Here is a 16,168-nt window from a genome sequence, read left to right as displayed (position 1 = left end):
CCCTGTAACCTCCTTAGTGTATAGCGGCCCTCTAGCCCGCATCCGCATCCTTCACCATGGTTCGAATATAAAAGTAGCCCATGAAAGAACACAGTAAAAACATAAACACTGCCATAGCGCTTGCCGTATGCGTTTCCTGATAGCTGGAAAATACCTGCTGCATGGCGACACCCAATACCTGCGGCGAGTTGGCACCGATCAGGAACGGAGCTGTGAAGCTGCCCATGATTCCCATAAAAATGAAAGTCACCGCGACCCACATCGTTTTGTAGGAAAGGGGTAAAATAAAGCGCCCAAACAGCTGCATCGTGCTGGCGCCCGCATCTCTGGCACTTTCGACCACAGCGTTCGGAATGCTGGCAAGTGCCGAGCTGAGCAGCATGGTTGCAAACGGGATGTTGAACCACAAATTAGCCAGCACCAGCCCTTTGTAGTCATAAATAATCCTGGGAATGGTTTCAATGCCGAGCGGCAGCAAAAGACGTGCAGCCCAGCCGTGATTGCCATACATCGTAATAATCGCATACGTTGCAATTACTCCGGGAACAAACATCGGAATAAAATACAATCGGCCTATCCATTTCACGACGACCCCTTTGCCAAATCTCAGGTAAATCGCCAAAGCATAGCTGATGACCAGCGTAAGGGCTGTCGAGACTAGCGTGATATTGATCGTATATATGATGTTTCTGCGCATGGCAGGCTCTGTGAACAGCCGAATATAGTTCGCCAGGCCGTAGCCGGTTCCATGCTGATCAATCAAGCTTTCCTTCACGGCATAGAGAATGGGAATAATAACGACCACCAGCAAAATGAGAAAAGACGGGATGACCAGGGCAAGCCCCACCATCCCTCTTTTAGAAGATGAACTCATGATCAGCCGCCTGCGACTTCACTTTGCCAGCGTTTGTAGATTTCCTGCTGAAGCTCGCCGCTGTTGAAGCTGCGGTAGCCTGAAGATACGCTGTTGAATTTCTCTTGCAGCTCACTTGGCATCAGACTCCACTTGATTCCCGGATATCCATACATTTTATTGATAACAACCTTCTGTGCTTCCGGTGTCAGCACATAGTTCAGAAATTCTTGTGTCGCTTCCTTCTTGGAGGAAAGGGAAGGAACCATCAGATAAGACGGGCCGCCTGTAAAAGCAGGATCAATCTGCGTCAGCTTGATTGTGTCAGGAAGCAGTCCTTTCGCCAATTGCTCCAAAGCCATATCGGACCAGGCTGGAATCATATCCACCTCTCCGCTCGCGAGAATATCAAGCGTTCCCTGATTCTTTTTCGGATAGACACCCTTTTGATACATCGAAGGTCCCAGTTCCTTGAGCAGCGAGAAGCCTTGATCCCATTTCTTCATATTAGCCGGATCATTGCTGTTCATGGCCTCTGGCGGGAGGAAGTTATAAATGACGGTATTTACAAACGAACTGCCTGAACCACCCGTGGACGGGTCGTTATAAGCAAACTTGCCGGGATGCTGGCGAATCCACGTATACAGCTCATCCGCTGTTTTGGGAGGCGTAGCCACCTTCGCACTATTATAGGCAAGAACTACCGAAGATGCCCGGTATGGAATAGCCTGATTATTTACTTGCTTCAGGTAGGTTTCATCGACATTGGTCAGGTTCGGAACCTTCTTGGCGTCCATCGTGTCCCACAGTTGTTCACCTGCGCCTCTGGTGATGTCATCCAGACTGCCCTCGTACAGATCGATATCCACATCGGTTTGTCCGCTCTTTTTGGCTGCGATCAGACGATCCAGCGTCGATGCGCCTCCGGTTCCGGCTGGCAAATATACCAGTTTGACCTTAATGCGATCATTTTTAGCTTCAAAATCTTTAATTAAGGTTTCCCATAACTCTTTGACGTTCAAAGATCCGCCAGTGTACAAGGAAATCTCCGTTGTGCCTGCAGCTGCCCCTGCTTTCGTGTCCTTGGCCTCTCCTGTCGTGGTTGCGGCTTTGCCGCTGTTCCCACATCCAGCCAATAACGATAGGCTGAGCACCCCAGCCAAAATCAGACTCATCTTCTTTTTCCCAAACACGTTGTTTCCTCCTTTAGATGGTTGCACAAGTTCGCAACACCGCTAGATGATGCGTTCATGATGGATTGATATTGAAGCAATGTAGAAGGTTGATGGTAGACATTCACTGTGCTGCTGGAAAAGTAACAATTTTATTGAAGCTGAATCTGATTTGCTCTCCACTGCGCAGCTCGGCAGCCCGTTCACGCGGCACAAACATTTTCAGATGATCCGTACCACTGTCCAGCGACACCTCGGCATAATGCCCGAGAACCATCACCTGCCGGATCGTTCCAGACAGAGACGGGTTGTCCTCATTCGTCAGAACAACATCCTCCGGCCTTACACCTACCATGGATTCACCTGTGTATTCATGCTCTTGCGGAAAAGGTATTCCACTCACGGAGACACTGCGGCCTTTGCTCACCCCCCTTAATAAATTGATACGGCCGATAAATCCTGCCACAAACAGCGACTGCGGATGGTCATAAATCTCCTGCGGCGTCGAAAGCTGCTCAATCCGGCCTGCATTCATGACTACAATCCGGTCCGAAATGGACAAAGCCTCTTCCTGATCGTGGGTGACGAACACCATCGTCATTCCCGTCCGCATCTGGATGTCGCGCAGCTCCTCCCGCATCTCCATCCGCAGCTTGGCATCCAGTGCGGAGAAAGGCTCGTCCAGCAGCAATACTTCCGGCTTTAGCAGCAGAGCACGGGCAAGTGCTACCCGCTGCTGTTGGCCGCCTGAGAGCTGACCGGGCGTTTTGCGTTCCGCCGTCTCCAGCCGAACCAGCGCCAGCGCTTCCTTGACCTGGCGGTCGATCTCCGCCTTTTTCACCTTGCGGATCTTCAGTCCGAAGGCCAGATTGTCATACACCGTCATATGCGGCCACAGATTATAGCTTTGGAACACCATGGCTGTCGGGCGCTTTTCGGGAGGCAGCTTCAGTACGCTTTTACCTTGAATCCGGATGTCACCAGCGTCTGGGTCAAGAAAGCCGCCAATCGAGCGAAGCACGGTTGTTTTGCCGCAGCCGGACGGCCCAAGCAGCGTCACCAGTTCCCCCTTCATTACGTCAAGTGAAATGCCTTTGACTCCGTCTCCTGTCTTGAAGCGTTTGGTTAGCTCTTGAATGGATAGTTGAATGGACATGATCTAGGCTCCTTTTGACCAGTTACGTTATTTCACCTGAAATCCGCCTGCCAGTACATCCGCACTTACAAAACGCTTGGCGGCCAATAGCAGAATAATCGTTGGCAGAGTAAGAATGACCGAGAACACAGCACCCGTTGTGCTCGGATAATCGGCAATAATGGAATACATAATGACTGGCATCGTTTTATAGTCCGGTGTTCCGACCAGCAGTGTCCCCTGTGCCTCATCCAGTGAAGCGAGAAAGGTAAAAATGGAAGCAACCACAATACCGGGCAACGCCATGGGAAAGGTGATTTTCCAGAACACCCGAAACGGTCCGGCTCCGGCATCCCGTGCGGATTCCTCCTGTGCGCGATGTACGCTGCGGAACGCAGAGGAAGGAATCCATGTCATATACATGAGCGTGTTCACCATATGGATGAGTACAATGCCTGCAAAGGTGTTCATCAACCCGAATTGGTAAAACAGCACGGCAATAGATACATACAAACCCATTTTCGGAAAAGCATGCGTGAGCAGGAATGAGAATAGAAACCACTTGCTGAGCGGAAAGGAAATCCGGGCAAAGGCATAGGCAGCAGGAACACATACGATAATCGAGCAGACCGTAACGGTAATAGCAATCAGGAAGGATAGGGAAATCGAGCTGAGTACGTCATCCTGGGTAAGTACAAACTTCCACCATTCCAGTGACAAGCTCTGTGGGAGCGGTGCAGGATACTGCCATTTTCCCGAAACCGCCAACAGAAGCAGATTGGTCAGAGGCCCCAGAAAAAAAATGACGAAAACGACAAGCACGATGAATTCCACAATTTTGCGTGTGCCGAGTGAGCGAAGATACCAGTTCATAATTCATCCCTCTCAAGACGTCTAGACGTCCGAATCTCTTTTCAATTTGGATTATAGAGAGGGTTTGTTATCACAAATCGACAAGGAAGATAAGATTATGTAAAGAGGGACGGAAAATGTACACGAAGCGCCACTACGCGAACGGATGGTGCTTCCCATCGCTGTTGTGCCCGGATTTCCTTAAATCAAGCTAAAATGGTTGTAATCCGGGCACAAAGGCGAACGCTATCGCTTGTACAGCACCATTCCGTCCACTTCGTTCTCGTTCTACTTGTTCTATTCTTTAGTTCATTCAGTGCATTCGGGTAAGCATTTTTGAATAGTTCCAATACTGCTTTTGCATATTCTTGAATTTCCTGTTGAGCATCATATGCGATTCTTTGATTCAGAAAATGGCTGACGGCTTGAAGCGTGGATGACTTTCTTTGTTTCCCGAATTTTGTATGTAACAAAACAAAAAGAGAAACCCGTAGTCTTTGAAAAAGACTGGGTTTCTCTTTTGACGTAAGCAACAGCTATATCATTGAACGAGGCAATCGGCTTAACCCATCCCCGTTCATTCTGTCTTACAAGTAAATCGGAAGCACCTGGTTTGTTTGATCACGGTTACGACCCACAGAGAAGATGGCGATAGGAATGCCTGTCAACTCGGATACACGTTGTACATAATTGCGGGTTGCCTCAGGCAGCTCCTCCAATGTTTTCACACCAGTGATGTCCTCGCTCCAGCCTGGCATTTCTTCGTATACCGCCTCGCACTCCGCCAGCATTTTCAGACTTGCCGGATAATGCGTAATGATCTCGCCACGGTATTTGTAGCCTGTGCAGATTTTGACCGTTTTCAGGCCTGTCAATACATCCAGTGAGTTCAGGGACAGACCCGTAAGTCCGCTGACACGGCGGGCATGGCGCACAACGACGCTGTCAAACCAGCCTACACGGCGAGGACGACCTGTAACGGTGCCGTACTCATGACCTGTCTCACGGATATAATCACCGATCTCATCGTTCAGCTCGGTTGGAAACGGGCCATCCCCTACGCGAGTGGTGTACGATTTGGCTACACCGATCACTTGTTGAATTTTGGACGGTCCGACGCCGGAACCGATACATACGCCGCCAGCCGATGGGTTGGAGGACGTTACGTACGGGTACGTACCTTGGTCGATATCGAGCATAACGCCTTGCGCACCCTCGAACAGTACCTTACGGTTCGCGTCAATCGCATCATTCAGCACAACAGACGTATCGCTTACATAAGGACGAATAAATTCTGCATACTCCAGATACTGCTTCAGTATTACTTCTACATCCAGCGGCTCACCGCCGTATACCTGCTGGATCACTTGGTTCTTTTCCTTCGTTAGATGACGCAGCTTCTTCTCGAACTCCTCCGCATCCAGCAAATCAGCAATACGGATACCGTTGCGTGCAGCTTTATCCATATAAGCAGGGCCGATCCCTTTACGCGTCGTACCAATTTTGTTAGGACCTTTACGGTCTTCTTCCAGTACGTCCAGCGTCATATGGTAAGGCATAATCACATGTGCACGGTCACTGATGACCAGATTTTTCGTAGAAAAGCCATTATCATGAATATAATTAATTTCTTCAATAAGAGCGGCTGGATTCACTACCATGCCGTTGCCAATAACACACTTTTTATCTTCATAAAAAACGCCGGATGGAATCAGGCTCAGCTTATACTTTTTACCGTCAATGAGAATCGTATGACCAGCATTGTTTCCGCCTTGGTAACGGGCCACCACTTCAGCACTTTCTGCCAAATAGTCCGTGATTTTACCTTTGCCCTCGTCTCCCCATTGTGTTCCCACAACGACTACAGTTGACATGTTTCATTCCTCCGTGGAGTGCCCACAGACACTCTGATTTTGAGCTGACACACTACGCACATCTGACTTTAACTGTCTTAGCGAACAGATATGGAGCGTTCTCGGACAGCAGGAAAAAACGTCCGTCGCAGACATTCCGTAGGTCGGAAAGCCCCGGGCGTAATGATCTCCCCACTGCGTTGAAGCAGCACTATAAGTGTACCAGTACCATTTTTCAAAGTCAAATAAAAAACGAACAATATATCACATGAAAATAGTATTGTTCGTAATTAGGAGTTTCAATCCTGATATGAAAATATGTAAATAGCCTATGAAAAAGACTCCTTCAACTCGCAAAACACGCGTCGAAAGAGCCATTTTCTAATATATTCATTACATTAGCCCGCGAACGCATCCGAATGGGCACGCTCGTAATTGGCGAATTTATTATAGTTTTTGAGAAACACCAGCTCTACCGTTCCGACCGGGCCGTTACGTTGCTTGGCTATGATAATTTCAATAATATTTTTCTTTTCCGTTTCCTGATTATAGTAATCGTCCCGGTACAGAAACGCGACGATGTCGGCATCCTGCTCGATGGAACCCGATTCCCGCAAGTCACTCATCATCGGTCGCTTGTCTTGACGCTGCTCCACACCCCGGCTCAGCTGGGAAAGGGCAATAACGGGCACTTCAAGTTCACGGGCAATTTGCTTCAATGTCCGTGAAATTTCCGATACCTCCTGCTGCCGATTCTCGCCTGCTTTGCCGCGTCCGTGAATGAGCTGCAAGTAGTCGATTACGATCATGCCAAGTCCCTTCTCCGTCTTGAGACGGCGGCACTTGGCACGGATATCGGCGACAGTGACACCGGGCGTATCGTCGATATAGATTTCTGCCTCGGACAAGGCTGCAATCCCCATCGTCAGCTTGGCCCAATCCTCGTCGCCTTTAAATTCACCTGTCCGCATGACGTTCGCGTCCAGATTAGCCTCGGCGCAGATCATCCGCTGTACGAGCTGAGCCGCCGACATCTCGAGACTAAAGATGGCTACCGTCTCTTTCGCCCGCACTGCAACGTTTTGTGCGATATTCAGGGCGAACGCCGTTTTACCTACAGATGGACGGGCCGCTACAATGATCAAGTCATTGCGCTGAAAGCCTGCCGTCATCTTGTCCAGGTCAACGAAGCCAGATGGAATTCCGGTTGTGTTGCCCTTGTTCTGATGCAGCATTTCGACACGGTCGAACACTTCCATCACGACATCGCGGATGGCGATAAAACCACTGCCTGAGCGCCCGTTGGAGATCTCCATGATCTTGCGCTCGGCATCGCTCAGCATACCGGCGACATCCTCGCCGTTGCTATAGCCTTCGCTCACAATTTGCGTAGCTGTGCGAATCAAGCGACGAAGCATCGCTTTTTCTTCAATAATCTGGGCATAGTAATCCACGTTAGCCGCTGTTGGCACCCCGTGAGCCAGCTTCGCCAGATAACTGACACCGCCGATATCCTCCAGCTGACCTTTGTCCTGAATCTTCGAGGTCAGCGTAACCAAGTCAATCGGCTGCCCGGATTCACCCAGCTCAATCATTGCTTCGTAAATCATCTGATGAGCCTTATCGTAAAAATCCTCGGTCTGCACCCGCTCCATCGCGGTAATCAGTGCTTCGGACTGGAGCAAAATGGACCCGATAACCGCCTGTTCAGCCTCCAGATTTTGCGGAGGAATCCGATCAAAAAATTCGCCGCCCATAATTATTCTTCAGTCACCTGTACCTTCAGCGTAGCTTTGACCTCAGGATGAAGCTTGACGGTCATTTGAGTCACGCCGAGCGTACGAATCGGTTCTTCCAGCTCGATTTTGCGTTTATCCAGCTTGATGCCGGTTTTAGCAACAGCCTCTGCAATTTGCTTGCTTGTAATTGCACCGAACAGCCGTCCGCCGTCTCCAGCCTTCGCTTTGAGCTGAATTGTTGTCTCTTCCAGCTTTTTGCCGAGTACTTGTGCCTCTTCCTTTTCCTCTTGCTTGCGTTTTTCCTCAGCAGCGTTTTGATTTTCCAGCGTCTTCATATTTCCTTCCGTTGCTGGACGGGCAATACCACGCGGCAGCAGAAAATTCGCTGCGTAACCGTCGGATACTTCCTTAACCTGCCCTTTCTTACCTTGACCCTTCATATCTTTAATGAATATCACTTTCATTCAAATAACCCCTCTTCCCCATCAATTTCGGCCAGCACGTCGACCACTCTGCGCTCGGCTTCCTCCAGCGAGCAATCCAGCTGGACCGCCGCATTCGTCAGATGTCCTCCGCCGCCTAGCCGTTCCATGACGACCTGTACGTTCATGCGCCCGAGCGAACGGGCGCTGATCCCCACCAGGCCGTCAGGACGTTCACTGACCACAAAAGAGGCCAGTACATCCGTCATATTGAGTAATGAATCCGCCACCTGAGCAATCAGAAGCTGCGGTATTTTTTGTCCAGGCTCTGTCACCGCAATCGCGATGTGGCCATATATCATTTTAGCATGCTTAATAATTTCCGCCTTAGCAATATATTCATCCAGGTCCTCTTTTAGCATACGCTGGATCATGACTGTATCTGCCCCGCTGCGCCGTAAAAAACCGGCCGCCTCAAACGTACGTGAGCCTGTATGCAGGGAAAAATGCTTGGTATCCACCGTAATCCCGGCCAGCAGCGATGTCGCCTCCAGCGGTGTCAATTGGACTTTCTCATGGATATATTGCAGCAGCTCGGTCACCAGCTCACAGGCCGACGACGCATATGGCTCCAAATAGATCAGAACCGAATCGTTGATAAATTCCTCGCCCCGACGGTGGTGATCTACAACAACCACCCGGCTTGCCGTCTGCACGAGACGCGGCTCAATCGTCATCGAGGCCTTGTGCGTATCCACCACGACCAGCAGGCTATGCTCGGTCATGGCCTGAAGCGACTGCTCCGGCGTCATCAGTGCCTGCGACAGCTTCTCGTCCTTGTTAACCTGCTCCATCATCCGGTCGATGGACGGATTGGATTTATCCAGCACGATATGTGCTTCTACATTGTACAGCGCTGCAGCCTTCCACACGCCGATGGCCGCTCCCAATGCATCCATGTCCGGTATTTTGTGTCCCATGATCAGCACGCGGTCGCTCTCCTGCATCAGATCACGCAGCGCATGGGCAATGACCCGAGCGCGCACCCTTGTACGCTTTTCGACAGCGTTGGACTTGCCTCCATAAAAGGACAGGCGCTGCCCGGCCTTCACTGCTGCCTGATCGCCCCCACGTCCGAGCGCCATATCCAGACTGGACTGAGCCAGCTCGCCCAGCTCCTTGATGCTCTCCGCACCGAAGGACAAACCGATGCTCAGTGTCATGGGCACTTTCAAATCCGCCGTCATTTCCCTTACCGTATCCAGAATGACGAATCGGCTTTGCTCCAGTTCCTGAAGCGCTTTATGATTCAGCATAATGAGATAGCGCTCGGATGACAAGCGGCGCAAATAAATATTGTAATGGTTCGCCCAGGACGTAATCTCGCTTGTCACCTTCGCAATAAGCGCAGTGCGCTGCTGATCGTCCATCCCCTGAGCGGCCTCGTCCATATTGTCGAGCATGACGATACCGAGCGCCAGGCGCTCGTTTTCATACTGCTTGCGCAGCACCGCCAGCTCCGTTACTTCATACAGGTATATCAGGCGCTCATCCAGCACAATCAGGAACTGATAGTAGCGCTCATCATGCTGAAGCTCCACCTTCAGCTCGCGAGTCAGCTCCTTGGTTTCCTTTTTGACACTTAAAGCTCCTGCCAGTTGGGGAAATAGATCCTGCAGAGGCTCGCCGATCAGCGACTGCTCCTCGAACATTTCCCCGACAAACCGATTATGCCATTCTACCGTTCGATGTTCACTGTATAAAATGATCCCAAACGGCAGTGTGCTGATGGCTTCCCCCTCTACCCGCTTGACCCGGAAGGAAAGACCGCTGATATATTGATTCATCTCCCGACGAAAATCCAATTCCGTCTTCAGCATCAGCCCGCCAAGCAAGAATGACAGCAGCAGTCCTATCACACCCAGTTCCCAATTGTACATGGAAATACATATGACAAGCACCAGCAGCAGCAAAAACGCCCAGGCAGTTTGATAGCCGTGCCAGCGTTTTTGTAGAAATTTAGGCATGACTGTTCACCTTATTTCTTTGATCTTGTAATAGCTTCACGCAGCGGAAAGGCCAAATCAATAATACCTATAATGCGGAGCGGTGGGACAATCAGGACGACGAGCGACAGCAGCAGTGCAATCACCGAACTCATTTTACGGCTATGCATCCAGAAGTAAACAAAACCAATCGTCTGAATGGTGAAGCATGCATGGACTAGCGGCAGCATACTGATGGAAACCATTTGAATCCAGCTGCCATTGGAGGAACTTGCTATCCATTCAATCACAATAGCCAGCAGATAATACCAGATTAGCGCTCGCGGCAGCCTCCACTCTCGAGCAGGCTTCATTTTGCGCACAGGCACATCGAGACTACTCAATGCCGGACGTACCAAAGCGTGTGTAATTACAGCCAATAAGAAGGAGGTTACAATCAGCACATATGGCACTCTACCGATAAGCATCGTACCGAGCTGCTGTGTATCCTCCGCAGTCCAATTTGTGCCCGAAAGCATCGGGTTGGCGCTTAAAATCTGCTGTACAATATTTTCCGTTATCGCCGCCTGATCGCGAAGATACTGCGAAAGATCGAATCCGAATGAATACGTAGCGATAAGCAATACAACCAAGAACTCGGCTAAAATAACACCCATTCCTGTCATCAAAGCCTGAAAAGAAGATCCTCCCCTTTTATATATCCGTCCCATCAACATGGAAGGAATCAGAAAATAAATCGCAAGGAGCAATGAATACACGTCTAGTAGCGCCAAAATCAACAACGCCGGCATGACGTGAATTAAGAATCCTTTGAAATGCAGCGATGAAAACAGTACAGCGCCAGGCACAATTAGCAAAAATACGGTAATGATTTTCAGTGGTGTCAATAAAGTCAGCAGCAGAAGCAAATAAATAACGCTCCATGCTACAGTTGCCAAGCGGAATTTCAACATTTTCACCTCTTACGCATATGTTCTTCCAGTGCAGAGATATCCTGATACCAATCCTCCAACTGGTGTCCTTCTTTTCTGTGTCTTCTTAGCTTGTCGATGAGTAGATCATCCAATTCACGGTAAGACACTCCAAGACGCCTTCCCAAAATATAACTGCTCATCATTAAGCTCGCCAGACAATCGCCAATACGGGCTGTACTGCCTTCCCACATCGCTTTAAACAGACGGGAAACTTGGTCAAGAACTTCTGTTTTGAGCCATTCAATAACCTTGGCCCTTTTCACAACATCCATTTCCTTAGGCATATGATGAAGAGTCACACTCCTCTGAAAAAGCTTTATTCTCCATTATAGCATATCCTATTTTGAAAATAACTGTTGCCCCATAGGAGAAATCGTTATTTTCAAAAGCAGCTATGCGCTTATTTTAAGATGATGTATTAAATGATTCTCTGGACACAAACTTTTCACAATACTCTATAATTTGGCTGCGGCGCACGATACCGATAAACCGTTCCATATCATCCACAACGGGTACAAAGTTCTGTACTTTAGCCAAATTAATTAAATCCTCCATATTCGCATCAATAGACACCGGCTTCATCGAAACCCGCAGCGGAACGTCCTTGAGCATAAACTTAGAAGCGTTTTCGAAGGTGATTTTCCCCTCAGACTCTTTCATATGCCACAACAGATCACCTTCTGTAACCGTACCCGTATATCTACCTTCCTTATCTAAAATGGGAACCGCTGTGAAACGGTGATATTCCATCCGCTCCAACGTTTGCCGCAAAGTAGCATCCGCCGTTACACAAGCGACTTCCTGTTTGGGAAGCAAGAAAAAAGCGATATTCATGAGAAACGAATCCCCCTCAAAATCAAATGTAAATCAAATGATTACTCACTGAATGTCCTGCTTGTCGGAAAGCTTCAGCGTCTGCGGGGTTGTACCGGAATCCAGCCAATTCGCGATCAGAAGTCTGGCATATTCCAGCTCTTGTTCATTGGCACGATCATAATACACGCCCTTTTTCTTGAACCCTTCCCCCGTAATCGTAAAACTTGAGATCTGTGGTTCACCCTGCGTAATAGCCTGCTTGCCGAGCCCTGTAATAAAAGCAGGCTCCATATCGGTCTTGAAATTGGTCCCCATAATATCGAGCAGCTCCGGAATTTTGGAAATTCCGTTGATATTCAGCAGCTTATCTGCCATAGCATTCAGAAAAATTTGCTGTCGCTTCGTACGGTTAAAGTCGCTATCTTCCCGATATCTAACATAATACATGGCTTCTTCACCATTATAAAGCGGCTTCCCCGCCTCTATGCGAAACTGGATATGCAGCGGATTTTTGTTCTCAATCGGCTTGTCGATTGGAAGCACAACTCCGCCCACTGCATTCACGGCATCCTGAATACCCTGGAAATTAATCGTAGCATAATAATCGGCCTTATGCTCCATCAGCTTCTCTACCGTAGCCATGGACATATCTTCGCCTCCGAACGCATAAGCGTGTCCCAATTTATCAAAATCATCCTCACCATCGCGATTCGGATCATGTCCGGCAATCTGTACATACGTATCCCTGGGGATGGAAATCAACAGCACACGCGATTCCGCAGGCCGTACTACCGCATACATAACCGTATCCGAGCGACCGCGCGCCTTTTCGTCTGGCCTTTGATCGGTGCCCAGCAGCAGCACCGAAAACGGTTCCTGATGGTAAGCCACCGTCTCCTGTTGCTTCTGTTCTCCAGACAGGCGCGGCTGATAGGACTTCTCCAATTTTCTTTCCAACGTCGGAGATACAAACCAGTCAAAAGCCACCAGTGTTAACTGTTTGCGGAATAGATACCCTCCCACTGCGACCAGAAATAAAACAATACATGAAATATATAGGGCGGTAAACCTTTTTTTCTTTTGAGGCTTGCCGCTGGTCCTTCTCTTATGTCTTCTCTCCATAACAGGTTCTTCCTTCCTTCTCTCCTTCACAAATCCCATCTTTTCATTAAACCGAATAGATCCCTCATGAAGCGGAGGCTTCCCCTCAAAGCATAAAAGGTCTGCTGCCTTGTTGTCAAAAGTGCCATGGCGCATACGCTCAAAACCATACCAAAAAGGCTTCGCCCTCACGGTCAAAGCCTCATGCCTCATTTCAATTTTGTAGCCTGTATCCTATGTAGCCCTTCAGATTCCTTCCTTGCCCTAGTGCAGCGACAGCTTCACCAAATTTTGCAGCCGTATCGGAAAAGAAGCTGACAGCGAAAAACCATAATCGAACAGCTTCCGTGTCTGTTCAAATCGCTCCTCCTTACTCGGCGCACCGAGTACCACAGCAATTAACCGTCTGCCATGCTGCTCTGCGGTACCCGTGAAGCAATATCCAGCATCACTCGTATATCCGGCTTTCAGGCCATCCGTTCCGGCGTAAGAGTACGGTCCAGCCAGGGAAGGCAGCATCCAGTTCGTATTACTAATGTAGAGTCCCTTATCTTTTAACTCCATTTGCGTACGGCTGGACGTTCTTAGAATCTCCGGATGTGACGCAATCAGGTAAGAAGCCAGCCTTGCCGTGTCGCTTGCTGTCATTTTCGTTTCTCCGCGAATATCCTCGGGATGATTCGGTCCCAGTTCACTCTGCCCTGCTCCAGATGCATTGGTAAAGCGGCTATCGGATGACAGTCCAATTTGGGCAGCCTTCTCATTCATACGCTTCACAAAAGCCGCTTCATTGCCTGCCGAGCGCTCTGCCAGTGCCACAGCGGCGTCATTGGCTGAATATACAACCATACTCTGGAACAGTTCGGATACCGTCATCCTTTCGCCATACCGTAGAGATAGATTTATACCCCCCACCGTACTCGCGTAACGGCTAATTTGCACCTCGTCATTCCAGCCTAACCGTCCAGTCCGAATATCCTCCAGCACTAACAGCTCGGTCATGAGCTTGGACATATTGGCGGAGGGCATAGGCGTATTGCCGTTCACATCCATCAGCAATTCCCCGGTATGCATGTCCATCAGTACCGCAGCCTCTGCATCCACATCCGGCTTCCCGACCAACAGGCGGGGTCCAAGCGTAATAAAAATCAATATGATAAGTACCGGGACAATAATAGCCCAACGTAACCAGTGTTTTTTCATCATCATCATAACCCCCATACTTATTAGACGATGAAAAAATCATTTTGTCTGCAATTTTTCGAAAAAAAAATACAATTTTCTTGCTTTTTTTATTCTATAGCAAAATGGCAGGCTACAAAATGCTGGTCGCCCGCATCCCGATATACTGGAGCCTCTGTTTTACAGCGCGCTTCCGCCATAGGACAGCGCGTATGAAACTTACAGCCAGACGGCGGATTGGCCGGAGAAGGAATGTCCCCTTTCAGGACAATTCGCTGTCTCTTGACCGTCGGATCGGGAATCGGAACCGCCGATAGCAGCGCCTTCGTATACGGATGAAGCGGATTGCGGAACAGCTCCTCCTTGGAAGCCAGCTCTACCATTGAGCCCAAATACATTACACCAATGCGGCTGCACAGATGCTCAACCACACTCAGGTCATGCGAGATAAACAGATACGTCAATTGACGTTCCTGCTGCAGATCGCTTAGCAAGTTAATAATCTGGGCCTGAATGGATACATCCAGCGCAGACACAGGTTCATCTGCCACGATAAAATCAGGATTCAAGATCAAAGCCCGTGCAATCCCGATCCGCTGGCGCTGACCGCCAGAGAACTCATGCGGATACCGATCATAGTGATACGAGGACAGACCGCAAATGTTCAGCGTTTCGTTAACCTTCTTCCGCAGCTCGCCACGGTCAATCAGTCCGTGATCCAGCAACGCCTCCCCGATGGCTTCACCGACCTTGATTCTTGGATTCAAGGAGCTAAAAGGGTCCTGAAAGACGATTTGCAGCTTGGGACGAAGCGCTCGGATTCGCTCCTTGCTTAACCCGTGCAGGTCTTCTCCTTTGTATCGCACTGATCCATCCGTTTTATCCATCAGCCTGAGAATGGTCCGCCCAATCGTACTTTTTCCACAGCCCGATTCCCCTACCAGACCGAAGGATTCGCCCTTATGAATGTCAAACGATACATCATCGACCGCTTTCACATATCCTACAGTACGCTGAAATACGCCGCCTGTGATCGGAAAATATTTTTTCAGCCCTTCCACCTGAATTAAAGGCTCGCTCATATCTGTTGCCCTCCTTCTTTCTCATATAGCCAGCAGGCAACCTTATGACCATCCTCCTTTTCGTTCAAGGGAGGAGCCTGATCCTTGCAAATTTGCATACAATGCGCACACCGATCATGAAAATGACAATTTTCTTCCAGCTCAATCGGATTGGGAACCTGACCAGGGATGGAGTACAGTCGATCCATTTTCTGATTAATGACAGGTTTCGCCTTTAATAGCCCTTGAGTATACGGATGCTGCGGGTTTTTGAACAGCTCAATGACAGGAGCCTCTTCAATGACATTGCCGGCATACATGACGACCACATAATCAGCCATCTCTGCCACAACACCCAAATCGTGTGTAATCAGCATAATGGATGTTTTCAGCTTATCCTTCAAGTCCCGCATTAGATCGAGAATTTGTGCCTGAATCGTCACATCCAGAGCCGTTGTCGGTTCATCTGCAATCAACAGCTTCGGATTACAGCTTAATGCGATGGCAATCATGATCCGCTGGCGCATACCGCCACTCAGTTCATGGGGATAGGAATGGAATATTTCCTCCGACCGCGAAATGCCTACCAGGCTAATCAGTTCAATCGCTCGCGCACGTGCTTCCTTTTTACTCATTAATGTATGCATGAGCAGCGGTTCCGTAATCTGTTCTCCAATCGTTAGCACCGGATTCAGAGAAGACATCGGCTCCTGAAAAATAATCGAAATGTCATTGCCGCGAATTTGCTGCATTTGACCTTTATTAAGCGTTAAGAGGTTTTTGCCCTCAAACCAGATTTCACCGTCTGAAGTGTGGGGAGAATCAATCAACCGCATCATCGTCATCGCCGTTACACTTTTACCACAGCCGGATTCCCCTACCACACAGAGCGTTTCACCCTCACGAATTTTAAAACTGACGTCATTGACCGCTTTGACAGTTCCGCTAGAGGTATGAAAGTGGGTTTTCAGGTTACGAAATTCAATCAAAGCATTTTCCATA

General features: G+C 49.1%; 16 protein-coding genes. All 16 read right to left on the bottom strand.

Features of this window, described 5'->3' with window-relative positions:
- Positions 1–31: 31 nt before the first annotated feature.
- The 16 genes from B4V02_RS25410 to B4V02_RS25340 all read right to left on the bottom strand — a co-directional run bounded on the left by B4V02_RS25410 (position 32) and on the right by B4V02_RS25340 (position 16,167).
- Complete coding sequence (locus B4V02_RS25410; RefSeq protein WP_094156861.1) at positions 32–874, bottom strand: ABC transporter permease; 843 nt, start codon at positions 872–874, stop codon at positions 32–34.
- Between the two features lie 2 nt (positions 875–876).
- Positions 877–2,046: an extracellular solute-binding protein gene (locus tag B4V02_RS25405; RefSeq protein WP_094156860.1), complete on the bottom strand. Its 1,170-nt coding sequence runs from the start codon at positions 2,044–2,046 to the stop codon at positions 877–879.
- A 103-nt stretch (positions 2,047–2,149) separates the two neighbouring features.
- The gene (locus tag B4V02_RS25400) at positions 2,150–3,181 is read right to left on the bottom strand and encodes an ABC transporter ATP-binding protein (protein WP_007433202.1); all 1,032 of its coding nucleotides are present in this window, start codon (positions 3,179–3,181) and stop codon (positions 2,150–2,152) included.
- Positions 3,182–3,208: 27 nt separating this feature from the next.
- On the bottom strand, positions 3,209–4,033 hold the full coding sequence (locus tag B4V02_RS25395) for an ABC transporter permease (protein ID WP_094156859.1): 825 nt from the start codon (positions 4,031–4,033) through the stop codon (positions 3,209–3,211).
- A gap of 185 nt (positions 4,034–4,218) precedes the next feature.
- The gene (locus B4V02_RS26025; RefSeq protein ID WP_244188405.1) at positions 4,219–4,485 is read right to left on the bottom strand and encodes an FAD-dependent thymidylate synthase; all 267 of its coding nucleotides are present in this window, start codon (positions 4,483–4,485) and stop codon (positions 4,219–4,221) included.
- Positions 4,486–4,599: 114 nt separating this feature from the next.
- Positions 4,600–5,886 carry an adenylosuccinate synthase gene (locus B4V02_RS25390; RefSeq protein ID WP_094156858.1) on the bottom strand — a complete coding sequence of 429 codons (1,287 nt, stop codon included), beginning with the start codon at positions 5,884–5,886 and terminating at the stop codon, positions 4,600–4,602.
- Positions 5,887–6,263: 377 nt separating this feature from the next.
- Complete coding sequence (gene dnaB, locus B4V02_RS25385) at positions 6,264–7,622, bottom strand: replicative DNA helicase (protein ID WP_007433205.1); 1,359 nt, start codon at positions 7,620–7,622, stop codon at positions 6,264–6,266.
- A gap of 2 nt (positions 7,623–7,624) precedes the next feature.
- The gene (gene rplI / locus B4V02_RS25380; protein WP_007433206.1) at positions 7,625–8,068 is read right to left on the bottom strand and encodes a 50S ribosomal protein L9; all 444 of its coding nucleotides are present in this window, start codon (positions 8,066–8,068) and stop codon (positions 7,625–7,627) included.
- Complete coding sequence (locus B4V02_RS25375; RefSeq protein WP_007433207.1) at positions 8,065–10,053, bottom strand: DHH family phosphoesterase; 1,989 nt, start codon at positions 10,051–10,053, stop codon at positions 8,065–8,067. Before B4V02_RS25375 ends, rplI begins: the two co-directional genes overlap by 4 nt.
- A gap of 11 nt (positions 10,054–10,064) precedes the next feature.
- Complete coding sequence (locus B4V02_RS25370; protein WP_094157088.1) at positions 10,065–10,982, bottom strand: DUF2232 domain-containing protein; 918 nt, start codon at positions 10,980–10,982, stop codon at positions 10,065–10,067.
- Positions 10,983–10,987: 5 nt separating this feature from the next.
- On the bottom strand, positions 10,988–11,290 hold the full coding sequence (locus B4V02_RS25365) for a MazG-like family protein (RefSeq protein ID WP_007433209.1): 303 nt from the start codon (positions 11,288–11,290) through the stop codon (positions 10,988–10,990).
- Positions 11,291–11,411: 121 nt separating this feature from the next.
- Positions 11,412–11,840: a CBS domain-containing protein gene (locus B4V02_RS25360; protein WP_007433210.1), complete on the bottom strand. Its 429-nt coding sequence runs from the start codon at positions 11,838–11,840 to the stop codon at positions 11,412–11,414.
- Positions 11,841–11,885: 45 nt separating this feature from the next.
- The gene (locus tag B4V02_RS25355) at positions 11,886–12,944 is read right to left on the bottom strand and encodes an LCP family protein (protein WP_094157087.1); all 1,059 of its coding nucleotides are present in this window, start codon (positions 12,942–12,944) and stop codon (positions 11,886–11,888) included.
- A 243-nt stretch (positions 12,945–13,187) separates the two neighbouring features.
- On the bottom strand, positions 13,188–14,129 hold the full coding sequence (locus tag B4V02_RS25350) for a D-alanyl-D-alanine carboxypeptidase family protein (protein WP_094156857.1): 942 nt from the start codon (positions 14,127–14,129) through the stop codon (positions 13,188–13,190).
- A gap of 86 nt (positions 14,130–14,215) precedes the next feature.
- Positions 14,216–15,187: an ABC transporter ATP-binding protein gene (locus B4V02_RS25345; RefSeq protein WP_094156856.1), complete on the bottom strand. Its 972-nt coding sequence runs from the start codon at positions 15,185–15,187 to the stop codon at positions 14,216–14,218.
- Positions 15,184–16,167 carry an ABC transporter ATP-binding protein gene (locus B4V02_RS25340; RefSeq protein WP_094156855.1) on the bottom strand — a complete coding sequence of 328 codons (984 nt, stop codon included), beginning with the start codon at positions 16,165–16,167 and terminating at the stop codon, positions 15,184–15,186. Before B4V02_RS25340 ends, B4V02_RS25345 begins: the two co-directional genes overlap by 4 nt.
- Position 16,168 lies beyond the last annotated feature (1 nt).

Origin of the sequence: Paenibacillus kribbensis (assembly GCF_002240415.1) — a bacterium.
Lineage (GTDB): Bacteria > Bacillota > Bacilli > Paenibacillales > Paenibacillaceae > Paenibacillus > Paenibacillus kribbensis.
The sequence above is the reverse complement of the archived record's forward strand: the minus strand, read 5'-3'. Positions and strand labels throughout refer to the sequence as shown.